Here is a 13,877-nt window from a genome sequence, read left to right on the forward strand (position 1 = left end):
CAAGATCCGACTCCTTCGCCGTGAGATCATCCGATCAGAGAGGGGCGGAACGGGACGACTGTACCCGCCGCCCCCAAGCAGCCGGAGACGCGAAGGAATAGCCAGGGACCTAACCTTTATTTTTCTTGAAGTCCGGCTTTACCCCGACTTTCCGGTGCATTGTCGGCGACTTATCCCGCCGCCTCTGCGCCGCATCGCCGGGCGTAACGTCCGGATTTTCAAATACTGTAACCGCGCGTGTTCACGTCGTTACGGTCACAGGTCGCGGTCGGCACACCTCGGCACTACGCGGCGTGCTCCAGCACCACCTTGCCGAAGACCTGGCCGGAGAGAAGCCGGGAGAAGGCCGTGCGGACCTCCGGAAACGGGTACCTGCCGTCGATCACCGGCCGAATCTCCCGCCGGACGCAGAGGTCCAGCAGCTCGGCCAACTCCGCCGCCGTCCCCATGCTCGAACCCAGGATCTCCAGCTGCATGGCGAAGACACGGCGGAGGTTCACCGATGGCTCGTACCCGGCCGTCGCGCCGCAGACGACGATCCGGGCGCCCGGGGCCGCCGACTTCAGCGAGTGGTCGAAGGTGGCGGCACCGACCGTCTCGATGACCACGTCGACCCGCTCCGGCAGCCGGGCTCCGGGCTCCACCGCCGTCGCTCCGAGTGCGGCGATGCGCTCCCGCTTGCCCGGGTCACGGCTGGTCGCGTACACCCGCTTGCCGAGCGCCACCGCGAGCACCACGGCGGCGGTCGCCACGCCGCCACCGGCCCCCTGCACCAGCACCGAATCCCCGGCCTCCACCCGCCCCCGGGCGGTGAGCATCCGGTACGCGGTCAGCCACGCCGTCGGCAGGCAGGCCGCCTCGGCGAAGGAGAGACCGGCCGGCTTCGGAACCAGATTGGCGCGCGGCACCGCGACCCGCTCGGCCAGCGTGCCCTGGTGCCGCTCGGAGAGCAGCGAGAACCCACGGGGGTCGGCCCGATCCGGGATCACCGGATAGAGCACGACCTCGTTGCCGTCCGGATCCACCCCGGCGGCGTCACAGCCGAGGATCATCGGCAGCAAGTCGGTGCCGAGCCCGACCCCGCGCAGCGACCACAGGTCGTGATGGTTGAGCGAGCTGGCCCTGACCTGCACCGTCACCCAGTCCGGCTCCGGATGTGCCGGCTCCGGCCGATCCCCGACGACCAGGGCGGCGAGGGGGTCGTCGGCATCGAGGGTCGAGGCGTAGGCGGCACGCATGATCGAAACGCTACACCCGGTCGACACCCTCCGTCCCCGCCCGGCCAGCCCGAGCGTGCCCTTCCGCTCAGGCGCGGGCCACGCCGTCGCGTCGGGCCGCCTCGGCCACCGCCTCGGCCACCGCCGGCGCGACCCTCGGGTCGAGCGGTGACGGGACGATGGCGTCGATCCGGAGCTGCCCGACGTCGGCACCGTCCCGGCCCGCACCGTCCCGGCCCGCACCGTCCCGGCCCGCACCGGCCGGCTGTGCGCCATCCTGATGGGCACCGTCCTGATGGGCACCGTCGGACCACGCCGCCTCGACGGCGACCGCCGCGATGGCGTCCGCGGCCGCCACCTTCATGCCCTCGGTGATCCGGGTGGCCCGCGCCGAGAGCGCGCCCCGGAAGATACCGGGGAAGGCCAGCACGTTGTTGATCTGGTTGGGGTAGTCGCTGCGGCCGGTCGCCACCACCGCCGCATACCTGGCGGCCACCTCGGGGTGCACCTCCGGGGTCGGGTTGGCGAGCGCGAAGACGGCGCCGCCGGGCGCCATCCCGGCCACCGCCTCTTCAGGAATCTCGCCACCGGAGACGCCGATCAGCACGTCGGCGTCACGGAGCGCCTCGGCGACCCCGCCGACCCGGCCGGCGGCGTTGGTCAGCTCGGCCAGCTCGGCCTTTGACGCCGTCAGGTCCGGCCGGTCGGGATGCAGGATGCCCCGGGAGTCGCAGACCACCACCTCGTCCGGGTTGACGCCCCCGGCCGCCAACATCTTGGTCACCGCGACACCAGCCGCACCGGCGCCGCTGACCACCACCCGCAGGTCGCCGAGCTTCCGGTTGAGCAGCGTGGCGGCGTTGCGCAGCGCGGCGAGCACCACGACGGCGGTGCCGTGCTGGTCGTCGTGGAAGACCGGGATCGGCAGCGCCTCCTCCAGTCGGCGCTCGATCTCGAAGCACCGCGGCGCGCTGATGTCCTCCAGGTTGATGCCGCCGAAGGACGGTGCCAGCGCGGTCACCAGCGCGACGATCTCGTCGGTGTCCTGGGTGTCCAGGCAGATCGGCACCGCGTCCACGCCGCCGAACTGTTTGAAGAGCACCGCCTTGCCCTCCATCACCGGCATCGCCGCACGCGGGCCGATGTTGCCCAGCCCCAGCACTGCCGAGCCGTCCGTGACCACCGCCACCGTGTGCGAGACCCACGTGTAGTCGTCGACCAGGGCGGGGTCGGCGGCGATCGCCTCGCAGACCCGGGCCACCCCCGGGGTGTACGCCAGAGACAGGTCCTCCCGGGTGGCCAGCGGCACGGTCGAAGCGACCGAGAGCTTGCCGCCCCGATGCAGTTCGAAGGCAGGATCGGACGGATCCACAACAGTGGGTGACATGGTGACTCCAGGAATCGCGACGAGCAGTGGAGCCGTCGGCTGGACGCGAGATCGGCGGCCGCCAGCGGCGGTGCGGGGGTCACCCGGGTATGGACTACAGAGCATAGTGCCGCCGGACGGTCCGGTTGGCCCGCAGGGTCACACCGACGGGACGGCGAACCCTTGCAGGGTCACACCGACGGGACGGAGAACCACGTCGGGCGGGGCCAGTACCGCAGGACGACCCGACCGAGGACGTCGGCCACGCCGTACACCCGGGAGTCGTCGGTCACCAACGCGTTGTCGCCACGCAGTTCCCAGCCACCGTCCACGGGACGCGCCGCACGCTTGACCACGAGCAGGTCGGGCCGGGTCCGGAAGGTGCCGACCACCAGGTCGCCGGCGCGGACGGCGCGACCGCCGCGCCGCACCAGCAACGCGTCGCCGTGCCGCAGGGTCGGCGCCATCGAGGGCCCGACCACGAGTACGGCGAAGAGCGGTCCACCGGGCCGCCCGGCAGCGGCCGAAGGGGCGGTGGACACCGAGTTTCACCTCCGCCCCTTCGGGGACATATCGCAGGAGTACTGTCATCCTGGATCATCACAGACGTGCCTTGGAGGGTCCCATGCGGCTTCCACGCATCCTTACACCACGCCTCGTCGCCCGCGCCCACTGCGACCTGCCCTGTGGGGTCTACGACCCCGCGCAGGCTCGGATCGAGGCCGAGTCGATCAAGGCCATCGACGAGAAGTACGCGGCGAACACCGACCCCGAGTTCCGCACCCGGGCGCTGATCATCAAGGAGCAGCGCTCCGAGCTGGTCAAGCACCACCTCTGGGTGCTCTGGACCGACTACTTCAAGCCCCCGCACTTCGAGAAGTACCCGCAGCTGCACCAGCTCTTCAACGAGGCCACCAAGCTCGCCGGTGGTGGCGGCGGCACCAAGGCCACGACCGACGCCTCAAAGGCCGACGAGCTGCTGCAGAAGATCGACGAGATCGCGAAGATCTTCTGGGAGACCAAGCAGGCGTGAGTCCTGCCACCCGCCGGAGGTCAAGTCCCGGCGGGACAGCGTCGGCGGCGTGCCGGCCGGATCGCGGATCCGGTCGGCACGCCGGTGCGACGGGCCGGTAGAGTCCGAAGACGGGGGGCAGCGCTGGTGACTTCACTGACCACACCGCCGACGACCGGCGACGACGTCGTCCTGCTGACCGTGCCCGCCGACGGTGGATTCCTCGGCGTGCTGCGGACCGCGACCGCCGGTCTCGCCGCGCGCCTGCACTTCGCTCTCGACGAGATCGAGGATCTGCGCATCGCGGTCGACGAGGCATGCGCCATGCTGCTGGCCGTGGCCACCCGGGACGCCGAGCTCGACTGCCGGTTCGCGGTCACCGACGACGCGCTCACCGTGGAGGTCTCGGTCCCCACCACCCGGGGAGCGCGGCTGCCGGCCGAGTCGTCGTTCGCCTGGAAGGTACTGACCGCGCTGACCACCTCGGCCACCGCGACGGCCACCGGTGACCGGGCCACCATCACCCTGCTCACCCGGCGCGCCGCCGAGGTCTGACCTGCCGCGAGGTGTCACCTACCGCCGAGGTCTGACCTGCCGCGAGGTGTCACCTACCGCCGAGGTCTGACCTCCTGCCGGTCCGACTCCGGTCGAGCCCTGCCGGAGCGTCAGGCCCGTTCGGTGTCGAAGCCGAGGGCGCGGTTGGTCGCCGTGCTGATCAGCAGACCGACGACCAGCAGGCCGAGCACGATCAGCGGTCCCCCCAGCCAGGCCAGCCCGCCCTGGATCATGAAGTAGCCGATCGGCAGCAGCATGAGTTGCAGCACAATGGCCGGGGCCCGGGCCGCCGGCCGGCGCCGGCTGAGCGCGGTGCCGATCAGCCAGAGCGCCGCCGCGCCACCCGCCGCGAACGCGGTGACCAGTACTGCGGAGAGCAGGTCGGTCGCGGTAGCGGTGAAGAGCTCGAAGAGCAGGAAGAGCGTCAGCAGCGCCAGCCCGACCCCCTCGGCGCGGAGCAGCCAGACCGCCCAGCGCAGTGGCCCGGGTGCCGGTTCGGGACGGGTTGTCACGGCCGCCACGATACCCCGGTGGCTCGCGGTACAGTGCCGCCCATGCGGGCCATCCTGGTGGTCAACCCCAAGGCCACCACCACGACGGGTCGGGGCCGGGACGTACTCGTCCGCGCGCTCCGCAGCGAGGTGGATCTCACCGTCGAGTACACCCGACGGCGCGGCCACGCTGTCGCGCTGGCCCGGACGGCCGCCCGACAGGGCGTCGATCTGGTGGTGACCCTTGGTGGTGACGGCACCGTCAACGAGGTGGTCAACGGGCTGATGACGGCGGGGGCCTCGGGCAACGCCGAGGACCGGCTGCCGGCCGGGCAGCTGCCGGCGCTGGCGGCGGTGCCCGGCGGCTCGACCAACGTCTTCGCCCGGGCGCTGGGCCTGCCCCGGGAGTGGCCGGAGGCGACCAGCATGATCCTGGAGGCACTGCGGGTGGGCCGCAGCCGCACCATCGGCCTGGGCCTCGCCGACGACCGCTACTTCACCTTCTGCGCCGGGCTGGGCATGGACGCGGCGGTGATCCACCGGGTGGAGCGGGCCCGGCGCCGGGGCCGGGTCTCCACCCCTGGGCTGTATCTACGGTCGATCGTCAGTCAATATCTCGTCGGCGCCGAGCGGCGGCATCCGGGGATCAGGCTGGAGCGGCCGGGCGAGACCACCGAGGGCGAGCTGGCGACGGTGGTCATCCAGAACACCGCGCCCTGGACGTACGTCGGGGACCGCGAGGTCAACCCGAACCCGGACGCCTCGTTCGACCTGGGCCTGGACGTGTTGGCGCTGCGCCGACTGCGGGTGCCGAGCGCCACCCGGATGGTCACCCAGAGCCTGTCGCGGCGACCGGACCCGCGCGGCCGACAGATTCTGCGGCTGCACGACCTGGAGGAGTTCACCCTGGTCGCCGAGCAGCCACAGGCGTTCCAGCTGGACGGCGACTACCTCGGGGAGCGAAACAAAGTCCGGTTCACGTCCGTCGCGGCCGCACTGCGAGTAATCTGCTGAGCCTGGGGTACAGCTACCGGTAGCGAACCTGTGCGGCAACTTGCGAGGACGGTGCCGGAAATGCCAGCAATGTCGGGCGGACTGTACTATATTGATTCTCGGCTGTGGCGCACCGGGTGCCGACGAGGGCGGAGATCCGGACAAATGGGCCGTGACCTGTCTCACCCGTCCAGAGTTTTTCCGGGCGCTACCCTTGACATCGCGAGTGTTCGTGAAAGTATTCACAAGCGAACTTGAGTTACCGGGAGATTGCGTGGGCGCGGTCGATCGATGACCGACCGGCGCCGCGTGGGTCCCACAACACAAAGCCTGCTCTCGCGCTGCCGAACCGACGGGCTCCACGCCGTCGTGATCGGCACCGCGGACGCATATAGAAAAGATCCACAAAGCACTGCCGCCCACCCAGATTGAGGAGTGTTGCCGCCATGGACTGGCGCCACCATGCTGCCTGCCGCGACGAGGACCCGGAGCTGTTCTTTCCGATCGGAACGTCCGGCCCCGCCGTCCTGCAGGTCGAGCAGGCCAAGGCCGTCTGCCGGCGTTGCTCCGTGACCGACGAGTGCCTGCAGTGGGCGCTCGAGTCCGGTCAGGACGCCGGCGTCTGGGGCGGAATGAGCGAAGAAGAGCGGCGCGCCGTCAAGCGCCGTGGCGGCCTTCGGGTTCTGCGCGCTCACTCCGCCTGACCAACCGCAAGACATCGGACGCCCCGGGGGGATCGACCTCCGGGGCGTTCTGCTGTTCCGCACTAACACGTTCTGTCATTCGCGGAACGCGTTCTGCTGCTGCCGTAACGATGGAGAGTGGATCGACGACATTCCGCTGACCAATTCGTCGATCGAGAACCCGTAAGGCGATTTCCCTTCGTCGGGCGGGTGATTCCGAACGAGCGTTCACACCCCCGCGGCCCACCGAACCATCGCCGGCACCGGCTCTGCCACGCCGGCAGCGGCGGTCTGCCGCGTCGCATCGCCGACGACTACGGTGCGTGGTCACGCACGGCTACGGTGAGTTGTCGCAATCCTCTGTCGACCCACTCCGCCGTGACCGCTACGGCGCGTCACCGGTCGCTGCCGCGTCCGCCCGGGCCAGTACGAGCCGGACCAGTTCCGGCGCGTCGCCCAGCGGGGCGGCCAGGGCAACCGCACCGGCCTGCCGGGCCGAGGCCATTGCCGTCTCGCAGAGCCGGCCCGGCGCCAGGAAGTACGTCGCCACCGCCACCCGCCGGGCGCCGGCACTCCGCAGCGCGGTGACCGCCGTACCGGCCGTCGGTGGCGCCGCGGAGGCGTACCCGACCCGGGCTGGAAGGCCCAGCCTGGCGCCGAGCGCCTCGGCCACCTGCTCCACGGTCTCCCGGGCCGCCGCGTCTCGGGTGCCGGCGGCCGCCAACACCACGGCATCGACCCCGCCGGCCAGGCCCGCCGCATCGTCAACCCCGCCGACCGAGCCCGCCGCAGCACCCCCGTCGGCCGAGCCCGCCGCATCGTCAACCCCGCCGACCGAGGCCGCCGCATCGACCCCGCGCTGCCGGCTCGTGGCGGTGCCGAGCGCCTCGGTGAGCCGACGCAGCAGCCCCGCGACGAGTCGATGGTCGACGCCGGCCGCCGTGGGCCCGAGCACGTCGGCCGTGCGTACCGGCATGCGCAGCCCCGCCCGCCGGGCCGCCTCGACGGCACCGGGAATGTCGACCCGCCCGTGGTACGCGGCGGTGAGCAGCAGCGGCACCAGGACGGCCCGCCGGTGCCCGGCCGCCTCCAGCTCGGCGAGCACGGTGCCGGGCCGGGGCGGGCCGTGGTCGAGATAGCTGGCCAGGGCCAGCAGGCCGGGCCGGGCCGCTGCCACGGCCCGGGTCAGCGCCTCGGTCGCCCGGGCGGCCCGGGGATCCCCGCTGCCATGCGCCACCAACACGACCGGGGCCGGCACCAGCCCCGACGCCGACCCTTCGGGCAGGGCGTCGGTCCGGGCTGGCGCCGCTCCGGCGGCCTCGGCGGTCACATGTGTAGGCCGCACTCGGTCTTCTCGAACATGGCCCAGCGGCCCGCCCGGGGGTCTTCACCCGCCTTGGTGCGGCGGGTGCAGGGCCAGCAGCCGATCGAGGTGTAGCCCTGCCGGAACAGTTCGTTGACCGGCACGTTCCACCGGGAGATGTAGGCGTCGACATCGGCCTGGGTCCAGGCGGCGATCGGGTTCACCTTGACCTTGCCGCGTCGCGGGTCGAAGCCGACCACCGGAGTGTTGGCCCGGGTCGGTGACTCGTCCCGGCGCAGGCCGGCGGCCCAGGCGTCGTAGTCGGCCAGGGCCCGCTCCAACGGCTCCACCTTGCGCAGCGCGCAGCACTCGTCCGGTGCCCGGGAGAAGAGCCGGGGGCCGTACTCGCCATCCTGCTGGCCGACGGTCTGCCGGGCCCGGATGGAGCGTACGTTGACCGGCAGGGTGCGGGCCACGGTGTCGCGTACCCGGAGTGTCTCGGGGAAGTGCAGTCCGGTGTCCAGGAACAGCACGTCCACTCCGGACGCGACCCGGGACACCACGTGCGCGAGTACGGCGTCCGCCATCGAGCTGGTGACGCAGAACCGGCCGCCGAACTCGTCGACGGCCCAGCGGACGATCTCCTGGGCCGGCGCGCCCTCGAGTTCGCGGTTGGCTTCCTCGGCCAGCGCCCGCAACTCGGCCGGATCCCGCCGCGACGGGTCGGCCGGCGCCTCCGGCCCGAGCGTGACCAGGCCGAAGCCGGCCGCGACGACAGGGCTCACGACAACCGTCCCTCGTCCGATACGGCGGTGGCGAGCAGGCCGGTGAACTTCACCGTGAAGACCCGGGCGCAGGCCCGGCACTCCCAGGCACCGTGCGACGCCTCGTGAGGTCGCAGGTCCTCCTCGCCGCAGTACGGGCAGTACAGCGGTGCGGCTCGGGTCTCACCACTCATCGCAGCTCCTCCTCCTCGACTCGCACAACCCAGTTGGCGAAGCTCTCGCCCTCGGTGCGGCCGTCCAGATAGCGCCGGGTCAGCCGCTCGACGTACTCGGGAAGCTCCGCCGCGGTGGTCTTGAGGCCGCGCAGCTTGCGGCCGAAGCCGGCGGAGTGGCCCTGCGCCATGCCCAGGCCGCCGCCGAGGTGCACCTGGAAGCCCTCCACCTGGCGCCCGTCCGGCCCGACCACGAGCTGGCCCTTGAGGCCGATGTCGGCGGTCTGGGTCCGGGCGCAGGCGTTCGGGCAGCCGTTGATGTGGATGCTCAGGCCCGCCTCGCCGAGGTCGGCACCGGCGAGCCGTTCCTCCAGCCGGGCCACCAGCTCCTGCCCCCGGGCCTTGGTCTCGACGATGGCGAGCTTGCAGAACTCCAGGCCGGTGCAGGCCATGGTGTCCCGCCGCCAGACCGACGGGAACGCCTCCAGGCCGATCCGGCGCAGCGCCGCGACCAGCGAGTCGGTCCGCTCCGGCGGCACGTCCAGGACCAGCAGCTTCTGGTACGGCGTGAGCCGCACCCGCCCGCTGCCGTGCTCGGCGGCGGCGTCGGCCAGCTCGGCGAGTTGGGTGCCGGAGACCCGACCCACCACGGGGGCGGCGCCGACGTAGTTGCGCCCGTCCCGCTGCCGGTGCACCCCGATGTGGTCGATCGGCTTTCCCGGCAGCTCCGGCGCCGGCCCGTCGAGCAGCCCTCGACCGAGGTATTCCTTCTCCAGCACCTCGCGGAACCTGGCGATCCCCCAGTCGGCGACCAGGAACTTGAGCCGGGCGCGGTGCCGCAGCCGCCGGTAGCCGTAGTCACGGAAGATCCCGACCACCCCGGCCCAGACATCCGGCACCTCGTCGAGCGGCACCCAGACGCCGAGCCGCTGCGCGAGCATCGGGTTGGTGCTCAGCCCGCCGCCGACCCAGAGGTCGAAGCCGGGGCCGTGCTCCGGATGCTCGACGCCGAGGAAGGAGATGTCGTTGACCTCGTACGGCGTGTCGACCAGCCAGGAGATCGACGACTTGAACTTACGCGGCAGGTTGGAATATTTCGGGTCACCGACGTAACGCCGGACGATCTCGTCGATCGCGGGCGTCGGGTCGAGCAGCTCCGCCTCGGCCACTCCGGAGACCGGGCTGCCGAGCACCACCCGGGGGCAGTCGCCGCACGCCTCGGTGGTCTGCAGCCCGACCGCCTCCAACCGGCGCCAGATCTCCGGCATGTCCTCGACCCGGATCCAGTGCAACTGGATGTTCTGCCGGTCGGTGATGTCGGCGCTGTCCCGGGCGTACGTCTGGGAGATGTCGGCGATGGTCCGGAGCTGCTCCAGGTCGAGCTGGCCGCCGTCGATGCGGACCCGGAGCATGAAGTATTCGTCTTCGAGCTCGTGCGGCTCCAGGACCGCGGTGCGACCGCCGTCGATCCCGGCCTTGCGCTGGGTGTAGAGCCCCCACCAGCGGAACCGGCCGCGCAGGTCCTGCGGGTCGATCGAGGCGAAGCCCCGGTGCGCGTAGATGTTCTCGATCCGGGCCCGTACGTTGAGCGGGTTGTCGTCCTTCTTGGTCCGCTCGTTGGGGTTGAGCGGCTCGCGGTGGCCGAGCGCCCACTGCCCCTCGCCCCGGGGCCGGCGGGCCGGTCGGGCCGCACGTGCGCTGCCGCCCGCCGGTGCGCTGCTGGCGCCGGGCCGGGCCGGGGTGTCACTGACCGCCATCGCGGCGTCCTCCGTTGTCTGCTGTGGCTTCGGGGGGCGCGCGGGGCGGCGGCGCGCGGCCCGAGGGGAGCCGGAACGCCGAGGGGCCGGAACGACGATGTCGACAGCGACGGTGTCGGAGAGGCCGGGGCACCGCGCGCCCGGGACGGAACTGGTCCGAGCGGCGTCAGTGGGCCGGACAGATCGCGCTGCGAACGCGGCCGTAGTCCACGTGGCGGCGGGATGTGAATCCCGGCCTCGCGAAGCGGCGCTCGGCGGCGGTCATACCCGTCATGCTGCCACATCCGTATCCACCGGACCACCGGCAGCGAGTAAGAGTCCCGCCTGGCGGACCCGCTGTGGCCGGCTTCACGCTACGATCTCGAATATTGGAACTAATACGACGAAAGGGGCACCGCTCGAATCGGGTCGTGCCTCGGCCCGGCGCCGGCCCCGGCTGCCGGATCGGCTCGGCCGGGCGTACTGGCTCTGGCCGGGCCTGCTCACCCTCGTCGTCACCGCCGTCCAGCTCGACCGCGCGCCGCTGTGGCGGGACGAGTTGGCGACCTGGAGCGCCGCCACCCGCTCCCTCGGCGACCTGTTCCGGCTCGTCGGCACCATCGACGCGGTCAACGGGCCGTACTACCTGCTGATGTGGGGCTGGCTCGCGGTCGCCGGGGACTCGGTGACCGCGCTGCGACTCCCGTCCGCGCTCGCCATGGCCGGCGCCGCCGCGCTCACCACCCTGCTCGGCACGCGCCTCTTCGGACCCCGGGCCGGGCTGCTCGCCGGACTGCTCTTCGCGGTGCTGCCCAGCACCTCCCGGTACGGCCAGGAGGCCCGCCCGTACGCCCTGGTCACGCTCCTGTCGCTGCTCGCCACCCTGCTGCTGTGCCGGGCGCTGGACCGGCCCTCTCCCGCCCGCTGGGCCGGCTACGCGGCGGCGGTCGCCGGACTGGGCCTGGCCAACCTCGTCGCGCTCAGCGTGCTCCTCGGGCACGCACTCGCCGCCGCCACCCACCGGCCGGCCGGGTCCGCCGCCACCCACCGGTCGGCCGGGGTACGGCCCCGCTGGGCGCTCTCGGTCCTCGCCGCCGGGCTGGTGCTGGCGCCGCTGGCCGCGCTCGGCCGGGGCCAGCAGGGCCGGCAACTCGACTGGGTCGGCCGGCCCGGCGCGGCGAGCCTGCTGGGGCTGCCCGCCACTGTGGTCCAGGCCGGTGTGGTCGGCGGGCTGCTGGTCGGGCTCGCCGCCGTCGCCGTCGCCAGCCGGGGACGCCGGGGCGTGCTGCTGGGGCTCGCCGTGGCGCTGCCGACGCTGCTGCTCTTCGTCGCCGGCCAGGTCACCCCGCTCTTCGTGCCGCGCTACCTGCTCTTCGTGGTGCCGTTCGCCGCCCTGCTGGCCGCCGCGACCCTCGCCCCGCTCCGGCTCGGCGCCGCGCTGGCGATCGTGCTCGCCGCCGGCCTGCTCGGCGCGCCGGAGCAGGCCGCCCTGCGCCGCACCCACGAGTCCCCCCGCAGCGCACCTGTCGACTACCCGGCGGCGATACGCATCGTCGGCACGGGCCAGCAGCCGGGGGACGCCATCGTCTACGCCCCCCGGGACGGCTGGGCGTTCCTCGACCTGGCGACCGCGTACTACCTGCGGTCCGACCGCCCCCGCGACGTGCTCCTGGTCCGGGACCAGGCGCGCCGGGGCGACTTCTGGGCCACCGAGTGCCCCCGACCGGCGGAGTGCCTGGCCACCGTCGACCGGCTCTGGCTGCTGACCTGGGGAGAACACCGGGACCCGCTGGCCGGGGTGCCGGCCGACCGAGCCGACCCGCTGCGGACCGGATTCCGGATCGACAAACGCTGGACGGTGCGCGGACTCACCGTCGCGCTGCTGGTCAGCACCCGCCCGTGACAGCAGGTCCCGCCGCGGCACCGGGTCCCCGACCGGGAGGGCCCTCGCGGTGCCCCGCCCACGCTACAATCCGCCGCTATCGACACTTCTCAGATGCCGGCCGTGTCGGCGGATCTGGACGACGACACCCCTGGCCGACCCGCGCGGCGCACCCTCCTGCCGGCCCCGGTCCGCCGGGTGCGGCTGCCCGGCTGGACCTACCGGGTGGTCTGGCTCTGGCCCGCCCTGGTCACCCTGGCGATCACGACCACCCAGCTGAGCCGGGCCCCGCTGTGGCGCGACGAGCTGGCCACCTGGACCGCGGCGTCCCGCCCGGTCGGCGACCTGTTCCGGCTCACCGGCAACGTCGACGCGGTCAGCGGGCCGTACTACCTCCTGATGCACGTCTGGATCGCGGTCGCCGGCGACTCCACCGTCGCGTTGCGACTCCCGTCCGCGCTCGCCATGGCCGGGGCCGCCGCGCTCACCACGCTGCTCGGCGCGCGTCTCTTCGGCCCCTTCGCCGGACTGGTCGCCGGGCTGCTCTTCGCGGTGCTGCCGAGCACCTCCCGCTACGGCCAGGAGGCCCGCTCGTACGCCCTGGTCACCCTGCTGGCGATGCTGGCCGGCCTGCTGCTGCTCCGGGCCCTGGACCGGCCGAGCTGGCCGCGCTGGGCCGGCTACGCGGCGGCCGTGGTCGGAGCCGGGCTGGCCCATCTGGTCGCGCTCCTCCTGGTCACGGGGCACGCACTCGCCGTGCTCGCCTGCCGCCGGCCCGGGATCCTGTGGCGCTGGGCGGTCGCCATCGGAGCTGCCGGACTGGTGCTGGCGCCGCTGGCCGCGCTCGGCCGGGGCCAGCAGGGTCGGCAACTCGGCTGGGTGGAGCAGCCCGACTTCACCACCCTGATCGGGATGCCCGGCGCGCTGACCCAGGCCAGTGCGGTCGGCGGCCTGCTGCTCGGACTGGCCGCCGTCGCGGTCGCCAACCGGGGACGGCCGGGCGTGCTGCTGGGGCTGGCCGTGGTGCTGCCGGTGCTGCTGCTCTTCGCCGCCGGCCAGGTCACCGACCTCTTCGTACCCCGCTATCTGCTCTTCGTCGTGCCCCTCGCCGCCGTGCTGGCCGCGGCGACCCTGAGCACGCTCAGGCCGGCCGCCGTACTGGCGATCGTGGTCGTCGTCGGACTGCTCGGAGTGCCGGTACAGCGCGAGTTCCGACGGACCCACGAGTGGCCGCGCAGCGCCCCGCTCGACTTTCCGGCGGCGGCCGCGATCATCGCGGAGCGGCAACGGCCGGGCGACGGCATCGTCTACGCGCCCCGGACGGGCACCGGGCGCCTCGACCTGGCGACCGCGTACTACCTGCCGGGCGACCCGCCCCGGGACGTGCTCCTGGCCGAGGACCCGGTGTCCCGGGCCGATCTCTCGGCGACCGAGTGTGACCGGCCGGCGGAGTGCCTGGCCTCGGCGCGGGTCGACCGGATCTGGCTGCTGGCCCTGGGTGAGCAACGGGACCCGTTGGCCAGGATGCCCGCCGACCGGGCCGACCCGCTGCGTGCCGGGTTCCTCGTCGAGCGTCAGTGGACCGTTCCCGGTCTGACGGTGGCGCTGCTCGTCCGCCGGCCCGCCACCTGAAGCCGCCGCCCCGCAGCCGGCTGAACCCGCGGCTCCCGCAGCCGGCTGAACCCGCGGCTCCCGCAGCCGG

General features: G+C 72.9%; 13 protein-coding genes and 1 pseudogene. 6 read left to right on the top strand and 8 right to left on the bottom strand.

The features are described from left to right. Positions 1–284: 284 nt before the first annotated feature. The 3 genes and pseudogenes from ACN28C_RS00235 to ACN28C_RS00245 form a co-directional block, all read right to left on the bottom strand. Positions 285–1,238: a zinc-binding dehydrogenase gene (locus tag ACN28C_RS00235; RefSeq protein ID WP_422771613.1), complete on the bottom strand. Its 954-nt coding sequence runs from the start codon at positions 1,236–1,238 to the stop codon at positions 285–287. Positions 1,239–1,533: 295 nt separating this feature from the next. After that, positions 1,534–2,604 (bottom strand): annotated as a pseudogene (locus ACN28C_RS00240) (NAD(P)-dependent malic enzyme); the annotation flags it as partial. A gap of 170 nt (positions 2,605–2,774) precedes the next feature. After that, a complete protein-coding gene (locus ACN28C_RS00245) occupies positions 2,775–3,050 on the bottom strand; it encodes a S24/S26 family peptidase (RefSeq protein WP_422774909.1) in 276 nt (91 codons plus the stop codon). A gap of 158 nt (positions 3,051–3,208) precedes the next feature. Between ACN28C_RS00245 and sodN the strand changes: the two genes are divergently transcribed. Then, positions 3,209–3,616 (top strand): superoxide dismutase, Ni, encoded by a 408-nt coding sequence (gene sodN, locus ACN28C_RS00250; protein WP_422771614.1) that lies wholly within the window; start codon positions 3,209–3,211, stop codon positions 3,614–3,616. A gap of 126 nt (positions 3,617–3,742) precedes the next feature. Next, positions 3,743–4,150: an anti-sigma regulatory factor gene (locus ACN28C_RS00255; RefSeq protein ID WP_422771615.1), complete on the top strand. Its 408-nt coding sequence runs from the start codon at positions 3,743–3,745 to the stop codon at positions 4,148–4,150. Positions 4,151–4,260: 110 nt separating this feature from the next. On the opposite strand, the gene ACN28C_RS00260 is transcribed toward ACN28C_RS00255, so the two are convergent. Further along, positions 4,261–4,662, bottom strand: a complete 402-nt coding sequence (locus ACN28C_RS00260) for a hypothetical protein (protein ID WP_422771616.1) — start codon at positions 4,660–4,662, stop codon at positions 4,261–4,263. A 42-nt stretch (positions 4,663–4,704) separates the two neighbouring features. Between ACN28C_RS00260 and ACN28C_RS00265 the strand changes: the two genes are divergently transcribed. Continuing rightward, on the top strand, positions 4,705–5,655 hold the full coding sequence (locus ACN28C_RS00265) for a diacylglycerol/lipid kinase family protein (protein ID WP_422771617.1): 951 nt from the start codon (positions 4,705–4,707) through the stop codon (positions 5,653–5,655). A gap of 425 nt (positions 5,656–6,080) precedes the next feature. Beyond that, positions 6,081–6,338: a WhiB family transcriptional regulator gene (locus ACN28C_RS00270; protein WP_130464821.1), complete on the top strand. Its 258-nt coding sequence runs from the start codon at positions 6,081–6,083 to the stop codon at positions 6,336–6,338. A 364-nt stretch (positions 6,339–6,702) separates the two neighbouring features. Here the strand turns inward: ACN28C_RS00270 and ACN28C_RS00275 are convergent, their stop codons facing one another. From ACN28C_RS00275 to ACN28C_RS00290, 4 genes are read right to left on the bottom strand one after another with little or no spacing between them, the layout of a single operon-like run. Next, positions 6,703–7,602 (bottom strand): sirohydrochlorin chelatase, encoded by a 900-nt coding sequence (locus tag ACN28C_RS00275; protein ID WP_422774910.1) that lies wholly within the window; start codon positions 7,600–7,602, stop codon positions 6,703–6,705. A 41-nt stretch (positions 7,603–7,643) separates the two neighbouring features. Then, positions 7,644–8,405, bottom strand: coding sequence for a phosphoadenylyl-sulfate reductase (locus ACN28C_RS00280; RefSeq protein ID WP_422771618.1), 762 nt, complete (start codon positions 8,403–8,405; stop codon positions 7,644–7,646). Continuing rightward, on the bottom strand, positions 8,402–8,578 hold the full coding sequence (locus ACN28C_RS00285) for a hypothetical protein (RefSeq protein ID WP_422771619.1): 177 nt from the start codon (positions 8,576–8,578) through the stop codon (positions 8,402–8,404). The genes ACN28C_RS00280 and ACN28C_RS00285 overlap by 4 nt, the downstream gene beginning before the upstream one ends. Beyond that, positions 8,575–10,314, bottom strand: a complete 1,740-nt coding sequence (locus ACN28C_RS00290; RefSeq protein WP_422771620.1) for a nitrite/sulfite reductase — start codon at positions 10,312–10,314, stop codon at positions 8,575–8,577. The genes ACN28C_RS00285 and ACN28C_RS00290 overlap by 4 nt, the downstream gene beginning before the upstream one ends. Positions 10,315–10,750: 436 nt before the next feature. Between ACN28C_RS00290 and ACN28C_RS00295 the strand changes: the two genes are divergently transcribed. Together ACN28C_RS00295 and ACN28C_RS00300 are read left to right on the top strand one after the other, a co-directional pair. Beyond that, on the top strand, positions 10,751–12,196 hold the full coding sequence (locus tag ACN28C_RS00295) for a glycosyltransferase family 39 protein (RefSeq protein WP_422774911.1): 1,446 nt from the start codon (positions 10,751–10,753) through the stop codon (positions 12,194–12,196). Between the two features lie 93 nt (positions 12,197–12,289). Continuing rightward, the gene (locus ACN28C_RS00300) at positions 12,290–13,807 is read left to right on the top strand and encodes a glycosyltransferase family 39 protein (RefSeq protein WP_422771621.1); all 1,518 of its coding nucleotides are present in this window, start codon (positions 12,290–12,292) and stop codon (positions 13,805–13,807) included. Positions 13,808–13,877 lie beyond the last annotated feature (70 nt).

The organism is Plantactinospora sp. WMMC1484 (assembly GCF_049315195.1).
GTDB lineage: Bacteria > Actinomycetota > Actinomycetes > Mycobacteriales > Micromonosporaceae > Plantactinospora.

Excerpts from the sequence above, each read along its gene's own strand:
- ACN28C_RS00265 (WP_422771617.1), top strand. The coding sequence starts at position 4,705 with ATGCGGGCCATCCTGGTGGTCAACCCCAAGGCCACCACCACGACGGGT.
- ACN28C_RS00300 (WP_422771621.1), top strand. The coding sequence starts at position 12,290 with ATGCCGGCCGTGTCGGCGGATCTGGACGACGACACCCCTGGCCGACCC.
- ACN28C_RS00290 (WP_422771620.1), bottom strand. The coding sequence starts at position 10,314 with ATGGCGGTCAGTGACACCCCGGCCCGGCCCGGCGCCAGCAGCGCACCG.
- ACN28C_RS00235 (WP_422771613.1), bottom strand. The coding sequence starts at position 1,238 with ATGCGTGCCGCCTACGCCTCGACCCTCGATGCCGACGACCCCCTCGCC.
- ACN28C_RS00285 (WP_422771619.1), bottom strand. The coding sequence starts at position 8,578 with ATGAGTGGTGAGACCCGAGCCGCACCGCTGTACTGCCCGTACTGCGGC.
- sodN (WP_422771614.1), top strand. The coding sequence starts at position 3,209 with ATGCGGCTTCCACGCATCCTTACACCACGCCTCGTCGCCCGCGCCCAC.
- ACN28C_RS00245 (WP_422774909.1), bottom strand. The coding sequence starts at position 3,050 with ATGGCGCCGACCCTGCGGCACGGCGACGCGTTGCTGGTGCGGCGCGGC.
- ACN28C_RS00270 (WP_130464821.1), top strand. The coding sequence starts at position 6,081 with ATGGACTGGCGCCACCATGCTGCCTGCCGCGACGAGGACCCGGAGCTG.